The organism is Ornithinibacillus halophilus (genome assembly GCF_900129485.1).
Lineage (GTDB): Bacteria > Bacillota > Bacilli > Bacillales > Amphibacillaceae > Ornithinibacillus > Ornithinibacillus halophilus.
In genome coordinates, this window is the sequence record NZ_FQVW01000014.1 from 19,493 (window position 1) to 41,799 (window position 22,307).

The following is a 22,307-nucleotide window of genomic DNA, read 5'->3' on the forward strand; positions in this document are numbered from 1 at the left end:
TCTTCTTTTGGGTTATCTAAAATACCTGCTTGTGATAAATTAACCGCTTCACCCCAGGCTCTATAAACATATTGTGATGTGGAAATCCTCCTCCACTATTTAAAAATCCTTGTGTATCCAACTGATGATAATAGTCTTCTACTTGTTCATGCTCCTTGTTTTGTAATGAATCCAAATAGAGTAATGAGGTTTGATCAGGGTATAGGCGTTTCTGTTTTAGCGGTTTTAATATATCTTTTTGGATATAGTACAGATAACTATTTAAACGAAATTTATGTACGTGTTGTTTTTGTGTACTTAAAATAAATACAAGTTGCCAATCGTCAATTCCATTCCGATATAAATAGTCATTAAGAGTTTCTTGTAATTTTTGATAATTAGGTACACCTACCTGACTAAGTGGCATCTCTAAAAATGACAATACACCAATCGACTGGCCCTTATAGAAGAAAGGCTCTATAAGGTACCAGTCATGTAGTTTTTTCTCTAAATGTACAACAATGGTATGCACGGAAAAATTCACCCTTTATAAATGGACTTTTAAGTTTTTCAACTCATCTCTTATTGTGTTTTCCCATCGACGATATTGTGGCGAATCCGGGTCTAAATTATCTTTCGCGGTTGATTCTTCCCATAATTTTTGTAGTAATTGGGCGGCTTCTTTTTTAGCACTTACCTTTTGAGTCCCATACATGATGTTAAAATAGTCTTTGATTTCCGCAATCAGTTGTACTCTCAACTCTTGAGCTTGCTTTTCTAATTGAGCATCCCCAGTTCTCTCATATTCAAAGTGGATAATCGCATCCATTATATTTTTAACTGATTCCATCTTTAAATCTGGAAGTTGGACTGCACCTTTGATAAATCCATGTTTTTCAATTTCTGTAAAGTGCTTTCTTCCTCTTTCAAGTTCTTTATCTGCTAACTGAATAATTCCATCATAAATGGCAGGATTATACTGTAATGCTGTCCGTAAAAGATTTAGTTGATGTCCAACAGGGCTACCACCTTTTAGAATAATTCGGTCATGCCCATCTTCTCTATATAAAAACACATATCGTCCTTCATCTTTTACGACTTGGAACCAGTCATAGATTAACCCGAGTAGAAAAGCCCGATTCACTTTTTGATTATCCAATTCCTTATGACTTGGGTTAATATCTGGCATATATATTGGTAAATGCCAATTTTTATCTAAATGCGGTGTCACTGCTGGTTCATTTCGATTAAGCTTTTTAATTGTTTTATAGTAAGCTTCGTAATACGCGCCTGGAAACTTCGTATGTCTTGAAGATTTCTCTCCATTTGAAAACTTATTAAAATGATGAGCTTCTAGACCATAATGGGCACGATAACAAGTGACCTCATACTTCGAGAATGCTTGATCAACAATGGCATCTTCTTCAAATAATTCGGTTGCTTCTACCTCTGACAACTGTCTACTACTATCATCATGAATACCCCAGAACTTCAATTCGCGGCGGTCATTCATATTAGGAATAAATGGAAGTGCTAAGTTATCCATTGCCTTAATTCTCTCTTGGATATGTGCGTCTGGATCAACGTTAAGCAATTCTGCTTCTTTTCTTAAGGCAGAAATCACATCATAATCTAAATTAACGACAGGATCATATTTTAGTTTATTGAAACAGTGGTCAAGGACATGGTTGCGATAAAATTCCTCCACATCCATTGCTTGTTGTTCGGTTTCAAATCGGCTTTTTTCCTTTTTATAAAATTCATCATATAAATTAACATAGATTTGCTGCGATACATCATCAGGAAGAAGATCATCTGTCTCTGCATTACGAACACGTTCCCATAACTTATCTTGTAACTCTTTCGTTGCTAGAACGTATTCTTTCGTTGGATCGGCCGTATGCTCGAACTGCTTCGCTTTTTGATTGATCGAATTTGCTAAGCTTACTTTTGTGTCTTTTAAGTTTTCAAAGAACTTTTCGTAAATATCGATTAGACTTTGTAAATCTTCTAGAATAGATTGGTATACAAGTTCTAAAAGCAAATTCTTCTTATAGCGATTTAAACTTTGTAGCTGTTGATTGGAATTAATCTTATAGTCTTTAACGAATGATTTAAATTGATTATTTAATAAACTCCCAATAAATCCTTGCTCCAAGGCTTTATTCATTCGCATTTCTGCTGTTTCAAATTCTTCTGTTTCACTGTCATCGTACTTATTAACATAACTATCGATTTTCTTCTTCAACTCACTATTATCGGTACGTAGCTTTCCTAGCCTATTGGTAATTTGTTCAAAAACATCGTATAAAAAGAACCTAGTACTTACCGGATGAAGAGGGCCATCTTCTTTTAAGATCCATGTATTTAAACTAAAGCTATTTCCTTTTGCTTTGTTTGTCGCATCATGGTCTTGGAAGATTACTTGGTGCGTAATCATCGTTCGATATTCATATACCTTCTTCTCAATTAGTTCTTTGTAATAACGTAATCGACTTTCTGTATCGGATATCTCTCCAATTGCTGACTCTTTGGATGAAATTAGTTCATCGTCAACCATAGAAAGACTACTATTCAACCGAAGTTCTTCATCGTTATTTAACGTATGTTCAATATGTTCTTCGATTGCTTCGATAAACTTAATTGACTTTAACTTTCCGTGTTTATTATCTTCCAATCGTTCATAAACTTGATTAATCATTTCCCGGAAGAACGGATCAGCATCTTTAAATCGTTCACTTCCGAGCTGTTTCATATGGTTAATATAGCTCTTCCCTTTATTAATCTTCTCACGTTGGATCCCATTACGAAGGTCTTCATCGTATTGTTGTTTTTCTTCATCAAATAATTCATCTAGTTTAAGCCAGTTTTGATCAAGTCCTAACACCGACCAATTTAAAGCCAAATATTCCAAAATCTCTTCGAATGGATAGGTTAAAGTCGTAACACCCGATCCACAATATATACCTTTTCCTTCCGAATCGATTAATTGTTTAATTTGATTATCTTCTTGAGAAAAATGTTTATCCGAAATTGGACTAAATAATTGTAAGTAAATACTTCTAGACATTTGATCAATGTAGTCAGAAACTCGGTCTAAGTGTTGTCCACGTGTATTCTCATAATCATATAAAAATCCAAAATCATACGGTTTTTCTGTAACAGCATGGTCGACACGATTGTTAATATCGACTTGATTTGGACGATACTCTAGATTAATCGTTACCCCATCATTCCCTTTGTTTTGAATGCTTTGGGTAATTGCTTCAAGTTCTTTCAAACATGCATATCCATTAGCACGTACAGAATCCCATTCGGTTGGATCTAACGCACTTGTACGTGTTAACACATCAGGCAGCATGAATGCCCCACGAACAAGAACCCTTTCTCCAAATCGTTCTTGTAATAATTTACGTAAATATAAAGCAACCTGAAGGAATATCCCTGAACCAGTCCCACCAGCAAGGGTAGTAATGATAATTACACGAACTCCCTGCTCATATTTCCCACTATTTACTGGAAAAATCCCTTCAATATCTTCCATCACTTGATTTAGTTTTCCTTCAGCAATTGCAGACATAAAAGCAAGCCTTGAAACAGCCCTAACCTGTCCTGCTCCTTGTGTCATTGTCTTTTTCAATAACTCTGGATGGTCCGGGAACCACTTTGATAAAGATGGATACTGATGTAAATACTGTCCAACGGAACGACGTGTACTCGTTTGGGTAACATGTTTGCCAATATGCTCCAATTTCTTAATACTGTTTACATCGGTGTCAAAAGCGTGAATGGCTACATTCCCTCTATTTTCTTCCGGGATTTCACCATATACTTTATTTGCTATTTGACTACCAATCCCTCCTAGACCAATTAATATCGTCGGCGCTTGTTCACTCATGCGTGATTCTCCCCTCTTCGTTTAATTTCGGTGATATTGTAATACCGTTACTTCATAAATAACTTCATTAACAATTTTAATTTCATTTTGATGCATTAGTTCTATATCTCTTTTTCCACTATCTTCTCCCAGTCTTTCTCCATTAACATACATCTCTGGCCTCTGTGATTCTTTTGCCAAATAAATATAACGGTCATTACGGCCAGCAATAAATAGCGTTTGATCGATTAATTTCTTCTCTGGAGACCGTGGGAATAAGGTTTTGAATTTATTTCCTTTTAACTTTCTCGTTAACGGTTTTGCTCTAAGTGAGATTTCTTATCCAGATTGAATCATTCTTTTATCAACCGATATATAAGAGCCCTTTTTAAATCGTGGGTTTTTGATTACCTCAATAATATAAATAAGTGCTAATAGGACAAGTAAAATAATTAAGAGAGGTGGTCCCCACTTTTTCCAAAATGGTAGATCATGAATCATCACTTGGAAATCTATCTCTGCAAACTCATTCGGGTATTTCCCTTCCATTTCCAGATGTAGTCCTATTTCTCCTGTAGAAGTAAACCACATAAAGTGGTGGTATTCTGGAAATAAAAGAATCGAATTCCCATCTTGTTCCATTCTAAAGTTTACGTTTTTGTCTACCTTCCATTGTATACTGTCATAAACTTCTGTAAGCTCTTCTTCACTTATTTCTTCTCCATTAATAATCGGTGTAATCCGAATGGCGTCCTCATTTTCTAATTGGTCAATGGTAGACTCCCAATCTGGATTTTCAAGCTCTAAGGATAATATTATCAAGAATCCCAAATAAATAACCCCATTGGAGAATGATACTCCCATGGGGTTATTAGTAATAGCCTGGATTTTAATAACTTCAGTTTTCTACACAATATATACTTTAAAGTGCATTCCTTCGTAGTTGGTTAGCAGGACTGCCACTTAAAATATTTAAACCTTCTTCTATTCTACGCTGCGAAGGGAGTATTTACTAAGTAGTATGAGATCATGCCATTGAAATCCCTACAGAATTAAAAGTATACTAATCCTTTATGCTTTAATATATATTTTCTTTCTATGTAACATATATGCTATGATTGTCCAACAGGTTAATAAGAATACGGCGTATAATAATTTAGGATAGGCAACTACTTCTGAGAATAATTGAACAATAAAATTACGTATAGAAATACTCCCATTTTCAGTAGGAACCATAATATTTCTTGATAATGATGTAACAACATCCTTACCAAAATAGATTAGTAAGCTATTTTTACCAAATGCCTCTATTACATATAGACCAGGGAACTTTGGTAATTCTTGCTGTGCCTTCCGATCAATGATTGCATAGAAGATTGCTAATAAAAAGATTGTAAACGCAGCACTAGTTGCTGCAAACGATGGTGTCCAAATCCTCTTTCCGATCGGTGCAAAATACAATAAAATAGGAACTAAACAAGAAATACCAACAGCTAGGAAAAAGAGTGATTTTGTTACTCCTTTGTCTCGTTTATCCAGAATCAAACGTCCAGCAGCAAACCCAAACATTACATTAGCAGTTGCACTAAGCATCGTAAAAATCCCCTCAGGGTCAAATCCCCTATCCCCTTGTCCATAGAGATGAGTCTCACCAAAAATCAAAGTATCTATTTTGAACAACGGAAAGCAATCTGGTGTTAATAATCCTCCAGTACAAGAAGAACTGGTTGTATAGAGTAATGCAGCATATGTAAACAAAATAGTAACACTAATAACGATTGCATATAACCAAGAACGGTTTATCCAAATCAAAAGTACTACGACTAATCCTACAACAGCATATAACTGAAGGACACCAGTTAACCGCCAGGTAGTGACATCTAAACTCCAGTTAACAATTCCATTATATAATAATCCAATTACAATTAAGATGATCGTTCTTCGTATAACTTTTTTCCATTTAATTCTATCACGATACGCTAATGCTATTCCTACTCCAAATAACGTTAGAAAACCAGGGAAAATTAAATCTATTACTGTCAGACCGTACCACTGAGCATGTCTAGCCCATTCATACCCTCCAGAAGGGATATTACTTAAAAACACTGCTGAGGCAACTAATAAACCTCGAGTAATATCTACCGAAAGAATTCGTTTGTTTTTCTTTTTGGTATTATTATTAACCATTAATATATCCTTTCTAACTCCATATAGTGAATTTTCACTTTTGAGAGTTGTTACCCTCACATACAAGATATTTTCAATTATTCATTAGAATCATGAAATCTATTTCTAGTATCCTGTAACATCTGATTAAACGCATCAGGCACTGAGTAAAACCCTACCGAATAGTATCCATTTTCAGTATCCCATCGACCGTATGCATGTAATGCTTCTTGAACGACTTTAGTGTACTCTGGATTCACAGAAGTTAATTGTCCGATATGTTCTAAATCAACATATCGTGGAACAAAATACTTTGCATGGGTTACCTGTCCATTTTCTTCTAAATCCAGCAATGCCTCTCCAGTTGTTCGATGGTCTGGATGAGGGTCATGATAACTAAATGCATGGTGGTATGCATCTTTATACATTTCCTCGAATTCCTTCATTAATTCTTTTATATTTTGCAATTCAAGTCCACCGTCGGGATAATCAAATATATGTATATTTTCTTCTGGAACTCCTAGTTTAGATACTGCTAATTGGAATTCTGCTAATCGAGCATCTACGAAATCCTCAACAGATAATAAATCCTTTCCGTTCGCTTCTAAATCTTTATTAATTTTATTAATAGCACTGGAAGCAGCACCTTGAGTAAGGAGAACTATCTGAACATCATGTCCATTATCCAATTCCTCAACTATACTAGCTCCCATTGATAATGTCTCATCATCTGGATGTGGCGAATAATAAATATGTACAGCAGTCGAATTCGTGTCAAGTAACGAAAAAATGATTACTGTACAGCAAATTACAATTACTGTTGAAATTAAAAAAATAAACTTTCTCATAGAAACCCCTTATTTTCATCCCATTTTTTCTACAATATTATACCGTAGATAGTTGAATATTTCATTAAGGACAATAGGCCTATACTTAAGCAAATTAACTGGAAATAATTGCTTTGTATCTTAAAATGCCCAATTCAAATGATAAAAAAGATTATAGTTTCAAAATGATGGGATGGATGCCTTGTGCCTAATTTTATTAAAGCTATTATTTCTCTTACCTTGATCTTTATGGTTATTTCTGCCTGTACGAAAGGTGAGCAAGATGAAAATACTCAACCAAGTAACCGTAATCCCTATTTAAACCTTTCAACTGAAGTACAGGACGAAGGAAATAACGAACAACAATTACCAATTAAAGAAAACCAAACAGAGGATTCTCCATTATTAACAGAAGAATCACCTTTGGAAAACAGTGGACAAGTTGATACACAAGTACCAAATGATCATAATTCTTTACAACAGACAATACCAGAAGCAAAAGCACTTGAAGAAGAACATGTTCCTAATGAAACAGAACAAGAACAAATAACAACACCTTCCTCACAAGAACAGGAAGATACTACTATTTCAACTGAACTTCCCTTTCAAAATTTCAAAGAAAGATGGAATGCAATAACCGAGGAACAATTTTCGGAACTTTATATTGAAAAGTTAGCAAAAGTTTCGGATAAAGAGGGAACCTATGAAGCTCGATTGACAAACAAAATCAATTTGAATGTATATGTTAACGATAAGTACATCCAGAAACTCGAAATCATTAGTTTCATCGACAATAAAAATGATGTTTTTCAGATGTTGTCAGGTTGGCAACAGGTCATAAATATTTTACATCCTACTATAGAAATACATGATGTAGATACATTTTTCAGTCAGATTGGGATTGGCCCTGATGCTGATTTAAGTAACGTAGAGGCCGTTTCATTTACATATTACGAATTGTATTATGAAGTTTCCCCAATAGAAAATGGTTACCTATTTAGTGCAAAATTTAATAATTTATAGAATAGGAGGCTAGCGAATGAGATGGAATAGGATAATACTTCTATGTATGTTAGCATTGCCATTGGCATTGCAACATAGTACCCCAACAAATTCTCAGTCTAGTTTTTATAACATGTCCTATTTATATTTTGGGGCTTTAAATACTTATGTTGACCAAGTAGAGAAGACCAAAGGAAGTCTAAACATGGTTTCTCCAAATTACTTTGATATTTCCAAAGAAGGGGAATTAGATATAACTTGGCGACTACAGACGTCATTTATCTTAGAGATGCAAAAGCGTGGTATTAAAGTAGTTCCTTTTTTGGCAAATCATTGGGATAAAAATGCAGGTATTAATGGTTTAGAGAACCGTGATAAGTTAGCGAGAGATATTGCTAATGCCATAGATAAATATAATTTAGATGGGGTTAATGTCGATATTGAAGGTATTGATCATGCATATAGGGATGAGCACACTGATCTTATTCGACTATTAAGAAAGTATATCCCAAGTGATAAAGAGGTTTCTGTAGCAGTTGCTGCTAATCCGAATGGTTGGAAATTGGGATGGCATGGCTTTTATGACTATAATGCATTGGCAAAATATGCTGATCACCTAATCATTATGGCGTATGATGAGAGTTGGGAATCACCAGAAAGTCCAATTGGACCAGTATCAAGCCTATCCTTTTTTGAAAGATCTGTACAATACGCAATTAATCAAGGTGTTCCAAAGGATCGAATAATAGCAGGATTACCGTTTTATGGCCGGATGTGGAAATTAGATGGGCCAAATTTAGAGGGACAGAATATAACTGGTAAGGGACTTTCTAGCACAAGAGTGGAACCTTTAGTTAATCAATTTAATGGAAGTATACATTTTGACAAAAACACCCAATCTTCTTATGCAACATTCAACATACCAAAAGGACAGAATGCATTTGTAGGAAGTACAAATTTAACAGAAGGAGATTATGTCATTTGGTTTGAAAACGAACCATCCATCAGTGCTAAATTAAGTATCCCAAGTAAATATGGAATAAAAGGAACGGGATCATGGGCTTTATATCATGAAACACCTGATACTTGGGATTATTATTTATCTGCATTAAATGGCACCACTAATAATAAAGAACAAATGAAACGAATTGGTTCTGGTACGTTAGGAATAATAAAAGGTTCTGACGTACGTTTGAGGTCAAACGCTTCGTTATCGGCAGAAATTGTACAAACACTAGCATCTAACACCATTACAAAAGTATCTGGGCAATCGGTATCAGTAGATAATCATAGCTGGTATCCTGTCGAGCTACAAGATGGTACAAGTGGTTATGTCTCAGGAAGCTATATAAGTAAGTTTGAACTAAAAGAGTTGTATGGAAAAAACCGGTATGAAACAAGTTCACTAATTTCGAATTCTGGATGGGAAGGAGAAGCACAATCTGTAGTTATAGGTCGGGGTGATGTACCAATTGATGCCTTGACAGGTAGTGTCTTGGCACGAAAACTAAATTCCCCATTGTTATTAACAGAATCATCAAAGCTTCCGGAAAATGTAAAATCAGAAATTGATCGATTAGCACCAGAAATTATTTATCTTCTCGGTGGTGAGAGCGCGATATCAGATGCTGTAAAAAAACAACTCCAAGATAAAGGTTATGAAATTGAACGTATTTCAGGCAATAGTAGGTATGATACTGCTGTACGTATAGCAGATGAAGTTGGAATTAATAATGAATTGATTTTAACAACTGGAATAGAAAGTCCAGACGCCTTATCTATTGCACCATATGCTGGGTTAAGTCAAACACCAATTATCCTAACACGACCAACCTCCATTCCCGACGAGGTTAGGAATATTATTGAACAACATAATATTACGCAAGTCACCATAATCGGAGGAGAAGGGGCCGTATCTGGAAACGTGGAAGCAGAACTAGAAAAAATGGGAGTTCAGGTTGTACGTGTAAAAGGGAGCAATCGTTATGAAACAAGTGTTGCGATAGCAAGACATTATAGTGATGAGCTAAACTTTTCAGACTTATATTTTGCAAGTGGCGCCAGTTATATTGATGCATTGCCAGGTTCCCCACTTGCAGCCAAGAGTGGAGCTCCCATTATTTTAATAAACAATGGTACCCTTCCTTCAGCAGTTAAAAACTTTTTACAAAACGACCTCACAGCAACACCAAACGTAGTTATTCTTGGTGGCTATGGAGTAATTTCTGACAGTACTAGAATGAATTTATTTAAAATGATTAAGTAGTAATGGTGTGGTGTGGAACTTACAATCATATTTATGAGTTTCACACCTATTTTTACTATTGAGGAAACATTATTGTTTTTATTACATTAAGGTGGATTTGGTGGTCTAGTTTGTATAAAAAAAGTGCTATTGCCCGGGAGCGATAGCACTTTTTCTGTTTCATTATCTATTCTTCAATGGAATCCAATTGTTCTACAACAACTTCAGTGGATTCATTGCTTAAAATCTCATTGTTATTAGTAGAATTAAATGCAAAAAGTAATACAAAAGCCAATAAAATAGTTGTTTTAGAGAATAAGGCAATCAATACTTTTTTGTTCATGGTGTTCTTTCCTCTCTCAGATGTAAAGTATAAAACTTTAGGTAAAATTACCTAGATAATTATAGTATATATTTTTCTAAATAACAATCCCCTTTCGACAAAATTCGGAAGGTGACAGGCACCCGTCGAAAGTTCGACATAAACCGGGAAGTGACAGGCACCCGCACTCAGGCACCCACAGTCCTACTCCCATTTGATCAAGAGGCCACTCGTTATTTGGTTGCTTACTCGGAAGATGAATTCTTTTGGCTCCAATTCTTCCTCCACAACAAATTCGAGTACTGCTTTTATTCTTCCTCCTCTTGCCAAGTTCCGATTTCGTTCTAGATTTGCTTCTTCTAGAATCGTCATTTTTTCATATATATGGATTCCTTCCTCAGTATATAATTCAAAATTGGCTCGTGAACGAATATCGACTAACACATCACTAAGATTTTCATACAGAATTTCCAACGCCACAACCTTCATGCCTTCATCAATTTCTGTCATGATGCTTTCTGTTTCATTTACTTGAAGGGTAAATGTGTCCTTGACGAAATATTCTTCACCAAGATAGGTAACATTTCCACCGTATTTATTGTACTCTTTCTGTAGTCTCTCCTCTTCGGTCTCTTCATCCTCAGGAGCTTCCTCTATTACTCGGTCATCTCCCCCATCATCGACAATATCTCCATCGGTAGGGCTAAACGCCCCTTCTGCTGCCTCTTTCAATTGTTCGGCTTCCTTAATCGTAGGTGCGATTTGAACCATTGAATACGTGAACACGCCAGTCAACAGAACAGCACCAGCAACAACTGCCCACTTCAGACGTTTTTCTGATAATTTCCGATTGGAATAGCTCCCACCCATTCCTTCAATTGGCTGGATACGAACTGCTTTTTCAGCTGGGAAAATGGCTCCGATTGTTCCTATAATAATAGGGATTAACCCCGTTGCTAACACAAATAAAATATCTTCAGTTGGCAATTGCCCATAAAGCACCACCATCATGACAAATGCTAATGCCACACCGATGACAGCTGCAAAAATTCCACTGAACACTCCTTCTAACAAGATAAGCCATCGAACCACATGATTTTTCCAACCGATTGATTTTAATAAGGCAATTTCTTCCTGGCGTTCAGTTATGTTTTGCCACATAATTTCAGCAGTCGTTAATATTGCAATCACTAAGGCAACTATAATCGCTGCATATTGAACCGGCCCAACTTCCAGTGCGACATACTGACCAAGCCACGTTGTATACATAATTCCTTTTAGTCGTAATGAAATGTAAAGGAAAATTCCAAGCAACCCGGTCGGCAGTGCAATGGATACAACAGAAAGAATGCTCCGCCTCCACTTCCCAATAAAATGGTTAAATGCCATCGAGACTAATCCTTTAGTTTTCAAGATTCTTTTACTAGATTTTGAAATTTCTCCGGTTCTCATTGCTTCATATGGTTCAATTTTTTGAATCAAGCCTGCAGGGATAATGGCTCCTAACACATAAATCGCAAATCCAAAAAATCCAGTTAAAAAGAATCGTGCTAAATCAATGGTTCCTCCAGTAGATACATAGACAAAACTGAGCATAGTCCATGATAATAAGGCAACGAACGCTCCTAAAATCATCGCTTCATAAAGCAACATTTTACTTAATTGACCTGGCCTCCAACCAATCGAAAGTAAAACGGCAAACTCTTTTCTTCTAGCTAACATGGAAACAAGGCCTGTTGCCCAAACGTACACAATGGCAACAGCAATCACACTAAAAACTACACCCGTAAATCCAATTTTAGCTTCACGAAAAATGGAAATCGCCGATCCAATATTTACCCATGGTTGTTGAAACCAACCTAATGCCTCCTCATCATTAATCGAAGGTACATACGATAATGTCAGTTGTGGTGAGGAGCCTAACGTAATATCGGTAATTAAGCCCGTCTCCTTTTCGATTTCATTTGCCACCCACTCTAACGTTTCTTGGCTTTCCTCACTTAAATCCATGACCCCTTTAACCTTCACACGAATCGAGGAAATCGGTTCATCCCCGAGAATCTGCTCTGCTGCTTCAATGGTCGTTAACATTCCAGGTGGATTCGTTAAAAAATCATAAGGATTGTCTGTTGGCTTTAATGTTTTCGCTGGATTAACTGGCTCACCATCAGCATCAATCACAAATTCTGCTGTAGCCGGGCGATACGTTTCCATTGGTAATTCAGTCGTCGGGTCTTTCGAAATATCTAGTTTACTAGGGTCATAAAATCCAATCCATTTTGGGATAATCCGAGGCCAATCATCTGAGTTTTTTCCAAACGAAATTGGTTCACGAAAAGACTCATTTCCGACAAATGCTGGCTTTGTTTGTGGGTCATTTTGAAATGTTTCCACTTGATAGGCAAATGGCCAACGTTCTGAAAAAGGACTTTTCACAGCTTTATATTGTAACGGACTCGGCCGATCCACAATCCATGGTGCTGCGTCTCGGTCAAGATGGTCTTCCTCAAACATTTCCCCTGTTTCCATATCAGCACCAGCTACACTATTTACAAATAGCCGGAACGCCTCTTCACTGGAAAAAGTATAATGCTGTTTTTCTCCGACACCATCCATCGTATCTAAATAAGCTTCTTTTCCATTTTCTTTTATCGTCACCAACGTGTCATTGGCATTTTCACGATTAAAGTCGATGTCCAATCGTTCAATCGAAAACTGATAACTTTTATCAACGTACGCATGATTACTAACAAGCACAGGGAAATCCGTTGAATATATTTCATTCATAATATCACCAACACGATTCACTGTGTCACGATCGCTAAAATAACGGCTTTCCCCTAAGTCAACAACCGCTCCATCCAAGCCCACTAATTTCGCTTCTTGTTCAGGGTCAATCCCAGCTAACAATGCATAAGAAAAAATAGATAATTTTTCTTGTGGTGGACCAACCCCTGACCCATAACCTTCTTCGGACAGATTTTCTTTAATAAGATCCCAATCACCCACAGCAAAATAGGTTGTATTGTTGGAAGTTTTTTTATCAATTCCAAGATCGAGCGTTTCTTCATATGTTTGCCGGTAGATGCCTTCTTCATCAAACTCTAGATTTTCAAAATCAATCTCATACCCTGCATACCCAATCATCGCAATTGGTGCAGCGACCTCTACTCCGGGAATATCTTTAATTTTTTCGTATTGATCAACACTAATTCCACCTTGAAGCCCACTCAAGTAATTCGGCTCCAGTAATTTTTTCTCCTCGGTAACACTCCGGGAACCTTCTGGCCTCACCACGATGTCATAAGAAGCAGACCACCGCTGTTGTAAATGGTCCACAACCGTTCCCTTATTTGTATCCGAGACTCCGATTAAATAAGTCAATCCAAGACTTACAATTAATGCACCGACTAAAAGTAAAATAAACCGCTCTTTTCTCCTCCACCAATTTTGCCAAATAAATCGAATCACACTCGTTCACCACCAGTTTCTGAAAGAATAACTCCATCCTTCATGGAAACGATTCGATTTGCTTTTTGGGCAAGCTTCGGGTCATGCGTCACAAATAAAATTCCACAACCTTCTTGGGTATTTAATTGTTGAAGTAAATCAAAAATAAGTTCCCCCGTTTCCGTATCTAGATTTCCAGTTGGCTCATCGGCTAATAACCAACTCGGTTTATGTACAATAGCACGCGCGATTGCAACACGCTGTTGTTGCCCACCAGATAATTGGGACGGGAGAGAATTCAATTTATCGGCAAGTCCCACCTGCTCTAACACTTCTTTTGCACGCTCTTGTTTGTTGTAGGAAACGTTACGTGCAAATAATGGGGTGAGAACATTTTCTAAAGCTGTCAATGTAGGCAACAAATGAAACTGCTGAAAAATAAACCCAATCTCTTCAAAGCGAAAATCAGCAACCTTCTTTTTACTTTTCGTCATGATGTCTTCTCCATCATATAAAATGCTACCCGATGTCGGTTGATCCAGTGTCCCTATTAAACTTAATAAAGTAGACTTCCCAGAACCAGAAGGCCCAATTATCGCCGAAAACTCACCCTTGGTAAAGTTAATATTTATATTTTGAACTGCATGCGTAACGACGCCGTTACCTTTATAAGACTTTCCTAACTCTTTGCAATGTATATTAGTAACCATTTAACCCCACCTCTTAATTTGTATAGGTCTATTGTATAAAAAAAATAATTTTGTAAATATACTGAAATTATAACAGAAGATGAGAGGGTGTGTTAGGGGGCGTTGGGTGGAGATAAGTGATTGTTGTTGGAGCGAATCGTGTAGTGAGGGGGAGCGATTTATCTTGGTGGGGAGCGTATTTTGTAGCGGGGCGAGCGAGTTTATCTTGGTGGGGAGCGTATTTTGATGTGGGGCGAGCGAGTTTTCCTTGGTGGGGAGCGTATTCTGCAGCGAGGCGAGCGAGTTTTCCTTGGTGGGGAGCGTATTCTTTCCTATAATGAGCGACTACACAGACTTGAGGAGCAAATACTACTACAAAACGAGCACATTCGAGATCTCGTGGAGCGTGGAACAACCGACTTATATAGAAAGGTGGAATATTGTTAATTAAGTTAACTATTCATCCAGGGAGTTATCTACAAATCCGAATTGTATTAATTCTATGATATACAAGTCTATGCGATTCTATAAATATACGCATCTTCAATATAGTAATTTTCAATTGCATTCCTTGAAAATCTTATTCCTGCCACCTTATCTGGTCCCGTATGAATCGTTGTGCTTAGTATTTCAATTAATCGATCATTTGTACGTACAAATACAATGTTACTTAAATCAATGTTATAATCCTGATTATTTTGCCTTAACTCCATCAGTACATCATTTATACTTCGATATGCTTTAGCAGGACCAGTGTGATCATAAGATTTTGAGGCAATGATCAGCCGCCAACACTCTCGGTCTAGATCGTATAACCATAGTGCTGCATGTACAGGGAAGTTTGCATTATCTAATTCTTTTACTAGCAATGCTCCTTCTCTAAAATCTTTCTCTACCAATGTTCTTTTATCCATCTCAATACCCCCTCATTTGGATCATTGATCGCCTTAAGCATATCTTTTGCTTCCTCCATTGTATGCTCTTCATAACGATCCTTTTCAGACCAATCTCGAATAACTGTCCAGTTAATTTCAAATTCTTTTGGAACCCTCGCACCAATTACCCCAATTAGTTTCTCTACATTATGTGTGTAGATTTGATTAACAATTGTTTTATCTGGAAAATCATATTTCTTCGTATTTTTAGCAATCCATGCTTTTAGTGCGCATTCAATCACATAACCAGCCAAGTAATAAGCTCCTGCATAACATTTTGCCTCAAATAGAATCGTAGCTTCCTTTAATCGAATTTCAGCAAGTTTTTGTAAGTCCCTTCTATTCATATTATTCTCCTTTCTATTGTATTTATCAAGTTGTTAATCATATGTGAAAATTAATTTGAAGTAATAATGAGGTTTCCATAAAGATGATGTCAAGAGGGATTAGGTATAAGATAATAAAAAGGAAATTATATGTCAAAAAACGCTATCAGTGGAATTAATCAATTTTGAAACCATTAACAATTACAAAATAATAATATTATTACATTTGTAATTATGAAAATTCAATTTTACTTTTAAAAAGCCCATTCAAAATAAAAATATAGGAAAGTTAAATAATCATCAAGAAACAAGTTTTCTGCTCCATGGAGCGATTTCTACACCAGTGCGAGCGAGTTTCAACCTGGTGGAGCGATTCCATACCGGGGCGAGCGACTTTCAACCTGGGGGAGCGATTTCTACACCGGGGCGAGCGACTTTCAACCTGGGGGAGCGAATTCTACACCGGGGCGAGCGAGTTTCAACCTGGGGAGCGAATTCTACACCCACGGCGAGCGACTTTCAACCTGGTGGAGCGAATTCTACACCGGGGCGAGCGAGTTTCAACCTGGGGGAGCGATTCCACACCCACGGCGAGCGAGTTTCACCCCTGGGGAGCGATTCCACACCCGTGGCGAGCAAGTTTACACCCTGGTGGAGCGAATTCTACTCCGCCGCGAGCAAGAATACAACCTTGTGGAGCGAATTCTACTCCGCCGCGAGCAAGTTTACACCCTGGTGGAGCGAATTCTACTCCGCCGCGAGCGAGTTTACAACCTTGTGGAGCGATTCCACACCCGCGGTGAGCGAGTTTACACCCCCTTGGAGCGAGTCCTCCTCCACAAAAAAACCAACCTCCACTACACAGCAGAGGTTGGCTTTATTATTAATTATTTTCTACTTTATCAACTTGATGATAACCTAGCACAATTCGTACGTCGATTACGAGTTTCTTAATCGCTACCAGCAAGACACAAAATGCTGCAAAAGGTATGATCGCCTTCAGATGGTACAGTGGGATTGGCACTGCTGTTGGCGTTTCCTGTTTTAGCATGAATGATGCCTGTGCTGCTTCAATTCCCTTCGTAATCAATACATATAAATATAGAAATGTTAATGAAAATGTGAGGATATCAACGATTGCCTTCACTTTTGGTGGAAATTTTTCATAGAAAATATCCAGTTTAACAAAGGAACCACTATTTAACGCATACGCTCCAGATACACAGGCTAAAAGAACCATAGCATACTGAATCGTTGTGGAAATCCACAGTGAAGGTGAGTCGAAAAAGTACCTCATAATAACGTCAAATAGACCAAAGGCCATCACATAAAAGATAATTACCCAACCGATTTTCCCTAACCATTCACTAAGAGAATCGATAAAGTTTTCTACCTTGTTCCAAGCCTTCATCATAGTACGATGCCTCACTTTCTAACTATCTACTCAATCTTCCCTTTATCTTGTAGGAATTGCTTCCAGATTTCCACACCTTCAGCATTCAATTCACTTTGCTCGCCAATTTTTGGCCAGACATCTTCAATTGCTTTTTCACGCATTCTCGCAACTTCTTCATCACTTAGCGTTATAATTTCTCCACCAGCTGCTTCGAATATTTCCAATGCTTCTTCCACATTATCGGTGTGCATATCACTTGTTTTGAAATAGTTCGATTCAAAAATACCTTCAATTTGGTCTTGTTGCCATTCGTTTAGTGCATTCCATGAATCCAAGTTCACGAAAATTTCCTGATGTTGTGCTGGTGTCCAACCTGGTAGAATTGCATAATCCACGACTTCTTGGAATTTCATATCATCAATACCACCAGTATCCCAGAACGTTCCTTCAATTGTACCTAGATCAATAGACATGTAGATTTCTCCACCTGGAAGAGAAACTGGAACACCGCCCATTGCTTCTAAGAAAATTGCTTGTGGTCCACCGGCTCTCATTTTACGTCCTTCATAGTCTTCCAGCTGGTTGATTTCAAAATTCGTAAATGCGGCATTTGGCCCTTGATTCGTCCAACCTGCCCAATGAATTCCAAGTTCATGAGCTGCTTCCTGAACAAGATCACCGATACGATAATCATCGCCCCACATCGCTTCCCAAGCTTCTTCCGAGGTATCAGCTCCCATAGACATTCCAAAGGCTAACATTCCCTCAGGCATATTTCCTCCATAAACGGACGCCCATCCAGCATAAACATCTGTCATTCCTGCTACAGCTGCTCCAAATGCTTCATCTCCACTTGTCACAGAACCAGCAGGTAATAATTCAATTTCAACGGTTCCTTCTGTTGCTTCTTCTACATCTTCAATCCAAGGAACAACACCATTATCCCAACCAGCATCCGATGAATCGAAAGCAGGTTGCATCACCCATTTTGTAACTTCTCCAGGTGGACCATAATTATCATCCCCTGAACTAGAACTAGAATCATTGTTTTCACTTGACTGACAACCAACTAAGGCAATCGACAAGATAAGTAATCCCATTAATGAAAGTATCGAATACTTCTTCATGTATTATTTTCCTCCTTAAAATCCTTTAAAAATATGTTTCTCAAAACGATCATTCTAATCGTCTTCCACCTATTTCATCGTACTTGGCAGCCAGGTTGCTAATTCTGGGAAGAGTATGATTAGAATTAAAGCTAAAATTTGTATCAATATGAATGGTGTAACTGATTTATACACATCCCCCATCGAAACATTCTTTGGCAGTATACTTTTGATCCAAAAGAGCACAAAGCCAAATGGAGGTGTTAAGTAAGCAATTTGGATATTTACAATAAATAGAACACCAAACCAAAGTGTACTAATATCCATAATGTTTAAGATTGGAACAAATAGTGGGGTAACGAGCATAATGATTGCCCAGTCATCCATCACCATTCCTAGTACCATAATGATTAACATCATCATAAACAAGACGCCCCATTTACCACCTGGCATAGAAGTGACTAAGGACGTAATAACATCTTGCGCACCAACAGCACTAAAAACGTTTACAAATAGGTTTGCACCGATTAAAATCCATAGTCCCATCCCAGTGAGCTTAACTGTGAAAACTAACGAATCTTTTAATATATCCCAGGTAAGCTTACGATAGATTAGATTAATCAGTAATGCACCACCGGCACCAAATGCAGCAGCTTCTGTTGGTGTTGCGACTCCAAGCCAAATCACACCTAAGACTAAGAAAACTAGTACCATAAATGGCCAAACTTTAACAATAGCCGTTATTTTTTCACCAACGGAAAATCGCTCATCCTTTGGTAACGCTGGTCCCATCTCTGGCTGAACTTTACAACGAATGATTATGTATATGGAATACATAATAGCAAGCATTAATCCTGGGATGATTCCACCCAAAAATAAAGCCCCTATTGATTCATTTGCTAATAATCCGTAGAAAATAAATGGAACACTTGGAGGAATGAGGGCTCCTAACGCTCCGCCTGCCCCGATTGATCCAATCGCAATTCCACGATGATAGTTATACTTCATCATAGAAGGGTAGGCTATTTGCCCCATCGTAATTGTAGCTGGAGGAGTAATTCCTGTGATAGCAGCAAAGATGGTACAAACTTGGACAGTAGCAACAGCTAAACCACCTGGTAAATGCCCTGCCAATTTATATGCCGCATCATAGGCGGCTTCTGCTATCCCTGAAAAACGAATGAGGTTCCCCATAAATAGGAATAACGGAACAGTAACTAAAATATGTTGCCATGGTGTCGAGAAAAAGGCGCTTGGTGCAGCCAATAATGTATTGGGAGTAAATATGTATGCAAACAGGACAGCAGTCCCACCCAAACCTAGAGCAACAGGTAATCCTAAAAATAATGCTAGAAAGAGACATCCGAACATTAGTAAGGCGATTAGTTCAACACTCAATCTCTATCCTCTCCATTCTAATTCTGTTTGTACAAAGCTGTTAAGTGACCAAGTACCCTAACAATTCTACATTAGTTAAAATAATTACTCAATTTAGATTTTAGGCGATATTACGACAAAAAAACGGATAAAACTTTAAAATTACATAATAAATTCACTCTCTGGTTAAAAAACATCTGATTATAACGATTTACTAGAGGGGATTAGGGGGAATTAGGTCATTTACAAAAATTGTCAGAATGTTTATTTTTCGTATAATGACATAACTTTTCAGTGTCAGTATGTTGTTAATTCAGCATAAAAAAAGGAATTCCCCTTTAAACAGAGAGGGTAATTCCTTTTTCTTTTTCATCTATTCACTTAATTAAATAATACCTTGAATTCGTAATACAACTTCTGCAATTAATGCGGATCCGATGAATGTACCTAACAGTACGAGACATGCGACAACGATTGTTTTCCAACCTAACTTTGTAAAATCTGTCCAAGAACGCCCTATCGCGATACCAGCATAGGCAAGAATTGGAGTTGCAAGTGCTAATAGTTCCACTTTAGAAGTCCATTCCACTACATATTCTGAACCTGGTGTCCAAGGCATGGAGACGATAACCCCAATAATAGCTATATAAGCTATACTCGGGAAATTAATCGGAATAAGCTGATTTAAAATAAAACCAGCTAAACAAACTAGTATCAATACAATCATTCCTGGTATAGCATCAAGGGGGAGAATATCATATCCCGCCCAGTTTCCAATGATTGCAGTAAATCCGAAAATTACCAATATGAATGTCCATTCTTGAATATTTTTTAGCATGGTTCTCCTCCTCCCTTATGCTGCTTTCTTTCCATTATTATTTTTTCTACGTGTTAATACTCCATAGAACTTCTCTGTCAGTGGCAAGGCTATGAAAATACTGACATATAGACCTGTTGATAATGACAGTAAATTACTAGCACCAGCAAAGGCTACAATCTGATTTTCTAGAGCAGGGAATGCAGCAACTAGTGATCCACTTGCTGCGGCCATCATACTTCCACTACCAACCCCAGATGCCATGGCAAATGACAATGGACTGAGAGGAGTTATTGTTGCTAAAAATCCTGATATTAGTCCCATAAACACTGCACCAAATACGGTACCAAAAATATATACTGCCATTACTCCGCGACCTTCAGGTGAACTAATCCCGTATTTATCCATGATCAGTCCAACATTCGGCTCACGTGCAACTGAGTGCGTCATCCCAATGGATTCACGCTTTAATCCAAGCATTACAGCAATAGGTAAAGCAATCAAAATAGTTCCTAAGTTACCTAATTCCTGTAATAATAATGCTGGTCCAGCCTCAATAATATCTGGTAAGGATGGCCCAATAATAACCCCAATTTTCGCTAATAATAAGGATACTCCTAAAACAATGATTGGCTCTGCATTTTTTGATTGTTTTTCCTTAACAACTGGAGTGAAAAATAAAATAAGACCTATGATTAATGCGTATAACATCGGTAACAACATAATTACACCTGGTCCAACCGTAAACTGGAATGTACCGATAGCCTCTGTTAAGACAACAATTAATAATACAACGACATGCAGACGCCAGTCTTTCCATAACCCATAAACCATTTCTGTACTCATCGTTATCCCTCCATTATTCTATATATTTAAAAATAAAATTTTGTAACGCCAGCTAAGCACCAACCCCCTTTCCAGAAATTTCAGTAAATAATTCGTATACTGCAGTTGAATCAGCAGAACCCTTTCCCTGATTAAGTGCAATTTGAAAAAGCTGATAAAAAGACTGGCTAGCCAATGTTGGTGTTTGGTTTCCTTCTGCTAAACTGCGGTATAAGAGCATATCTTTCGTCAAATTTGATAATGAGAATTTCACATCATCAAATTGATTATTAATTATATTCGACCCGAACACGTCCATTACCTTTGTTTGGGCAGAACCTTTTTGGAAAATCTTTTCCATCGTCTGTTTATCGACTCCGGACTTCTCTCCTGCTAATAGTGCTTCACTTAATAAACCAATCACACCACCGACAACCATGTTATGGCATAACTTCACTGTCTGGCCAGCACCGCTTTGTCCTACATATTCAATCGTTTCTCCGACAGCTTCTAATATAGGAAGAATGGATGGGAATGCTTCTTCATTTCCACCCACCATCACAGTCAAAGTACCCGCTTCTGCCCCTGCTGGACCACCACTTAACGGGCAATCGAAAAATTCAATTCCTTTTGAGCTTGCTTGTTTCTGTAAGTCCCTAGTCATCTCTACATCATTCGTACTCATATCAAGAATAGTGCCACCAGTTTTCATCACTGGTAGTACCTTCTCGATTACAAGGTCCCTAATTAATGGAGGTGATGGCAACGAGAGAATTAACGTATCGATACTTAAAACCATCTCTTCTATTGTTTCGCTTTTTTTAGCCCCAATAGCAACCAATTCATTGACTGCCGTTTCATTAATATCATTTACATACACTTCATAGTTGTGAAGTAATAGATTTTTTACGATCCCTTTCCCCATTAATCCACAACCAATAACACCTACTGTCTCCACGTCTAACACC

Annotated in this window: 19 protein-coding genes; 2 read left to right on the forward strand and 17 right to left on the reverse strand. The window is 37.5% G+C overall.

Translation table 11 applies throughout. From position 1 onward, the window contains the following. Nucleotides 1-16: 16 nt before the first annotated feature. The 6 genes from BUB12_RS07755 to BUB12_RS07775 form a co-directional block, all read right to left on the reverse strand. On the reverse strand, nucleotides 17-511 hold the full coding sequence (locus tag BUB12_RS07755; RefSeq protein WP_072889743.1) for a hypothetical protein: 495 nt from the start codon (nucleotides 509-511) through the stop codon (nucleotides 17-19). A gap of 15 nt (nucleotides 512-526) precedes the next feature. Next, a complete protein-coding gene (locus BUB12_RS07760; protein ID WP_072889745.1) occupies nucleotides 527-3,877 on the reverse strand; it encodes a tubulin-like doman-containing protein in 3,351 nt (1,116 codons plus the stop codon). A gap of 21 nt (nucleotides 3,878-3,898) precedes the next feature. Then, nucleotides 3,899-4,057: a hypothetical protein gene (locus BUB12_RS18000; protein WP_234982613.1), complete on the reverse strand. Its 159-nt coding sequence runs from the start codon at nucleotides 4,055-4,057 to the stop codon at nucleotides 3,899-3,901. 138 nt (nucleotides 4,058-4,195) lie between these two features. Continuing rightward, a complete protein-coding gene (locus BUB12_RS07765) occupies nucleotides 4,196-4,687 on the reverse strand; it encodes a hypothetical protein (protein WP_072889747.1) in 492 nt (163 codons plus the stop codon). Nucleotides 4,688-4,927: 240 nt separating this feature from the next. Next, nucleotides 4,928-6,043 (reverse strand): acyltransferase family protein, encoded by a 1,116-nt coding sequence (locus BUB12_RS07770; protein WP_072889749.1) that lies wholly within the window; start codon nucleotides 6,041-6,043, stop codon nucleotides 4,928-4,930. Between the two features lie 77 nt (nucleotides 6,044-6,120). Next, nucleotides 6,121-6,870, reverse strand: a complete 750-nt coding sequence (locus tag BUB12_RS07775) for a PIG-L deacetylase family protein (protein WP_072889751.1) — start codon at nucleotides 6,868-6,870, stop codon at nucleotides 6,121-6,123. A 183-nt stretch (nucleotides 6,871-7,053) separates the two neighbouring features. On the opposite strand from BUB12_RS07775, the gene BUB12_RS07780 reads away from it, so the two are divergent. Both BUB12_RS07780 and BUB12_RS07785 read left to right on the forward strand, forming a co-directional pair. Then, a complete protein-coding gene (locus BUB12_RS07780; protein WP_072889753.1) occupies nucleotides 7,054-7,872 on the forward strand; it encodes a hypothetical protein in 819 nt (272 codons plus the stop codon). 16 nt (nucleotides 7,873-7,888) lie between these two features. Further along, nucleotides 7,889-10,117 carry a cell wall-binding repeat-containing protein gene (locus BUB12_RS07785; RefSeq protein ID WP_072889755.1) on the forward strand — a complete coding sequence of 743 codons (2,229 nt, stop codon included), beginning with the start codon at nucleotides 7,889-7,891 and terminating at the stop codon, nucleotides 10,115-10,117. Nucleotides 10,118-10,283: 166 nt separating this feature from the next. Here BUB12_RS07785 and BUB12_RS17645 read toward each other — a convergent pair whose 3' ends face one another. The 11 genes from BUB12_RS17645 to BUB12_RS07840 form a co-directional block, all read right to left on the reverse strand. After that, on the reverse strand, nucleotides 10,284-10,439 hold the full coding sequence (locus tag BUB12_RS17645; protein WP_159431557.1) for a hypothetical protein: 156 nt from the start codon (nucleotides 10,437-10,439) through the stop codon (nucleotides 10,284-10,286). Nucleotides 10,440-10,622: 183 nt separating this feature from the next. Then, nucleotides 10,623-13,889 carry an ABC transporter permease gene (locus BUB12_RS07790; protein WP_072889757.1) on the reverse strand — a complete coding sequence of 1,089 codons (3,267 nt, stop codon included), beginning with the start codon at nucleotides 13,887-13,889 and terminating at the stop codon, nucleotides 10,623-10,625. Further along, complete coding sequence (locus BUB12_RS07795; protein ID WP_072889759.1) at nucleotides 13,886-14,578, reverse strand: ABC transporter ATP-binding protein; 693 nt, start codon at nucleotides 14,576-14,578, stop codon at nucleotides 13,886-13,888. The genes BUB12_RS07790 and BUB12_RS07795 overlap by 4 nt, the downstream gene beginning before the upstream one ends. A gap of 494 nt (nucleotides 14,579-15,072) precedes the next feature. Beyond that, nucleotides 15,073-15,471 (reverse strand): hypothetical protein, encoded by a 399-nt coding sequence (locus BUB12_RS07805; protein ID WP_072889763.1) that lies wholly within the window; start codon nucleotides 15,469-15,471, stop codon nucleotides 15,073-15,075. Beyond that, complete coding sequence (locus BUB12_RS07810) at nucleotides 15,450-15,839, reverse strand: HEPN domain-containing protein (protein WP_072889765.1); 390 nt, start codon at nucleotides 15,837-15,839, stop codon at nucleotides 15,450-15,452. Before BUB12_RS07810 ends, BUB12_RS07805 begins: the two co-directional genes overlap by 22 nt. An 862-nt stretch (nucleotides 15,840-16,701) precedes the next feature. Then, on the reverse strand, nucleotides 16,702-17,232 hold the full coding sequence (locus BUB12_RS07815) for a TRAP transporter small permease subunit (RefSeq protein ID WP_072889766.1): 531 nt from the start codon (nucleotides 17,230-17,232) through the stop codon (nucleotides 16,702-16,704). 26 nt (nucleotides 17,233-17,258) lie between these two features. Further along, entirely contained in the window at nucleotides 17,259-18,341 is a 1,083-nt protein-coding gene (gene dctP, locus BUB12_RS07820; RefSeq protein WP_072889768.1) for a TRAP transporter substrate-binding protein DctP, read from the reverse strand. Between the two features lie 69 nt (nucleotides 18,342-18,410). Next, on the reverse strand, nucleotides 18,411-19,718 hold the full coding sequence (locus BUB12_RS07825; protein ID WP_072889770.1) for a TRAP transporter large permease: 1,308 nt from the start codon (nucleotides 19,716-19,718) through the stop codon (nucleotides 18,411-18,413). A gap of 364 nt (nucleotides 19,719-20,082) precedes the next feature. Continuing rightward, nucleotides 20,083-20,535 carry a hypothetical protein gene (locus BUB12_RS07830; RefSeq protein ID WP_072889771.1) on the reverse strand — a complete coding sequence of 151 codons (453 nt, stop codon included), beginning with the start codon at nucleotides 20,533-20,535 and terminating at the stop codon, nucleotides 20,083-20,085. Nucleotides 20,536-20,550: 15 nt separating this feature from the next. Next, on the reverse strand, nucleotides 20,551-21,360 hold the full coding sequence (locus tag BUB12_RS07835) for a DUF3100 domain-containing protein (protein ID WP_072889773.1): 810 nt from the start codon (nucleotides 21,358-21,360) through the stop codon (nucleotides 20,551-20,553). Nucleotides 21,361-21,412: 52 nt separating this feature from the next. Further along, on the reverse strand, nucleotides 21,413-22,297 hold the full coding sequence (locus BUB12_RS07840; RefSeq protein ID WP_072889775.1) for an NAD(P)-dependent oxidoreductase: 885 nt from the start codon (nucleotides 22,295-22,297) through the stop codon (nucleotides 21,413-21,415). Between the last annotated feature and the right edge of the window lie 10 nt (nucleotides 22,298-22,307).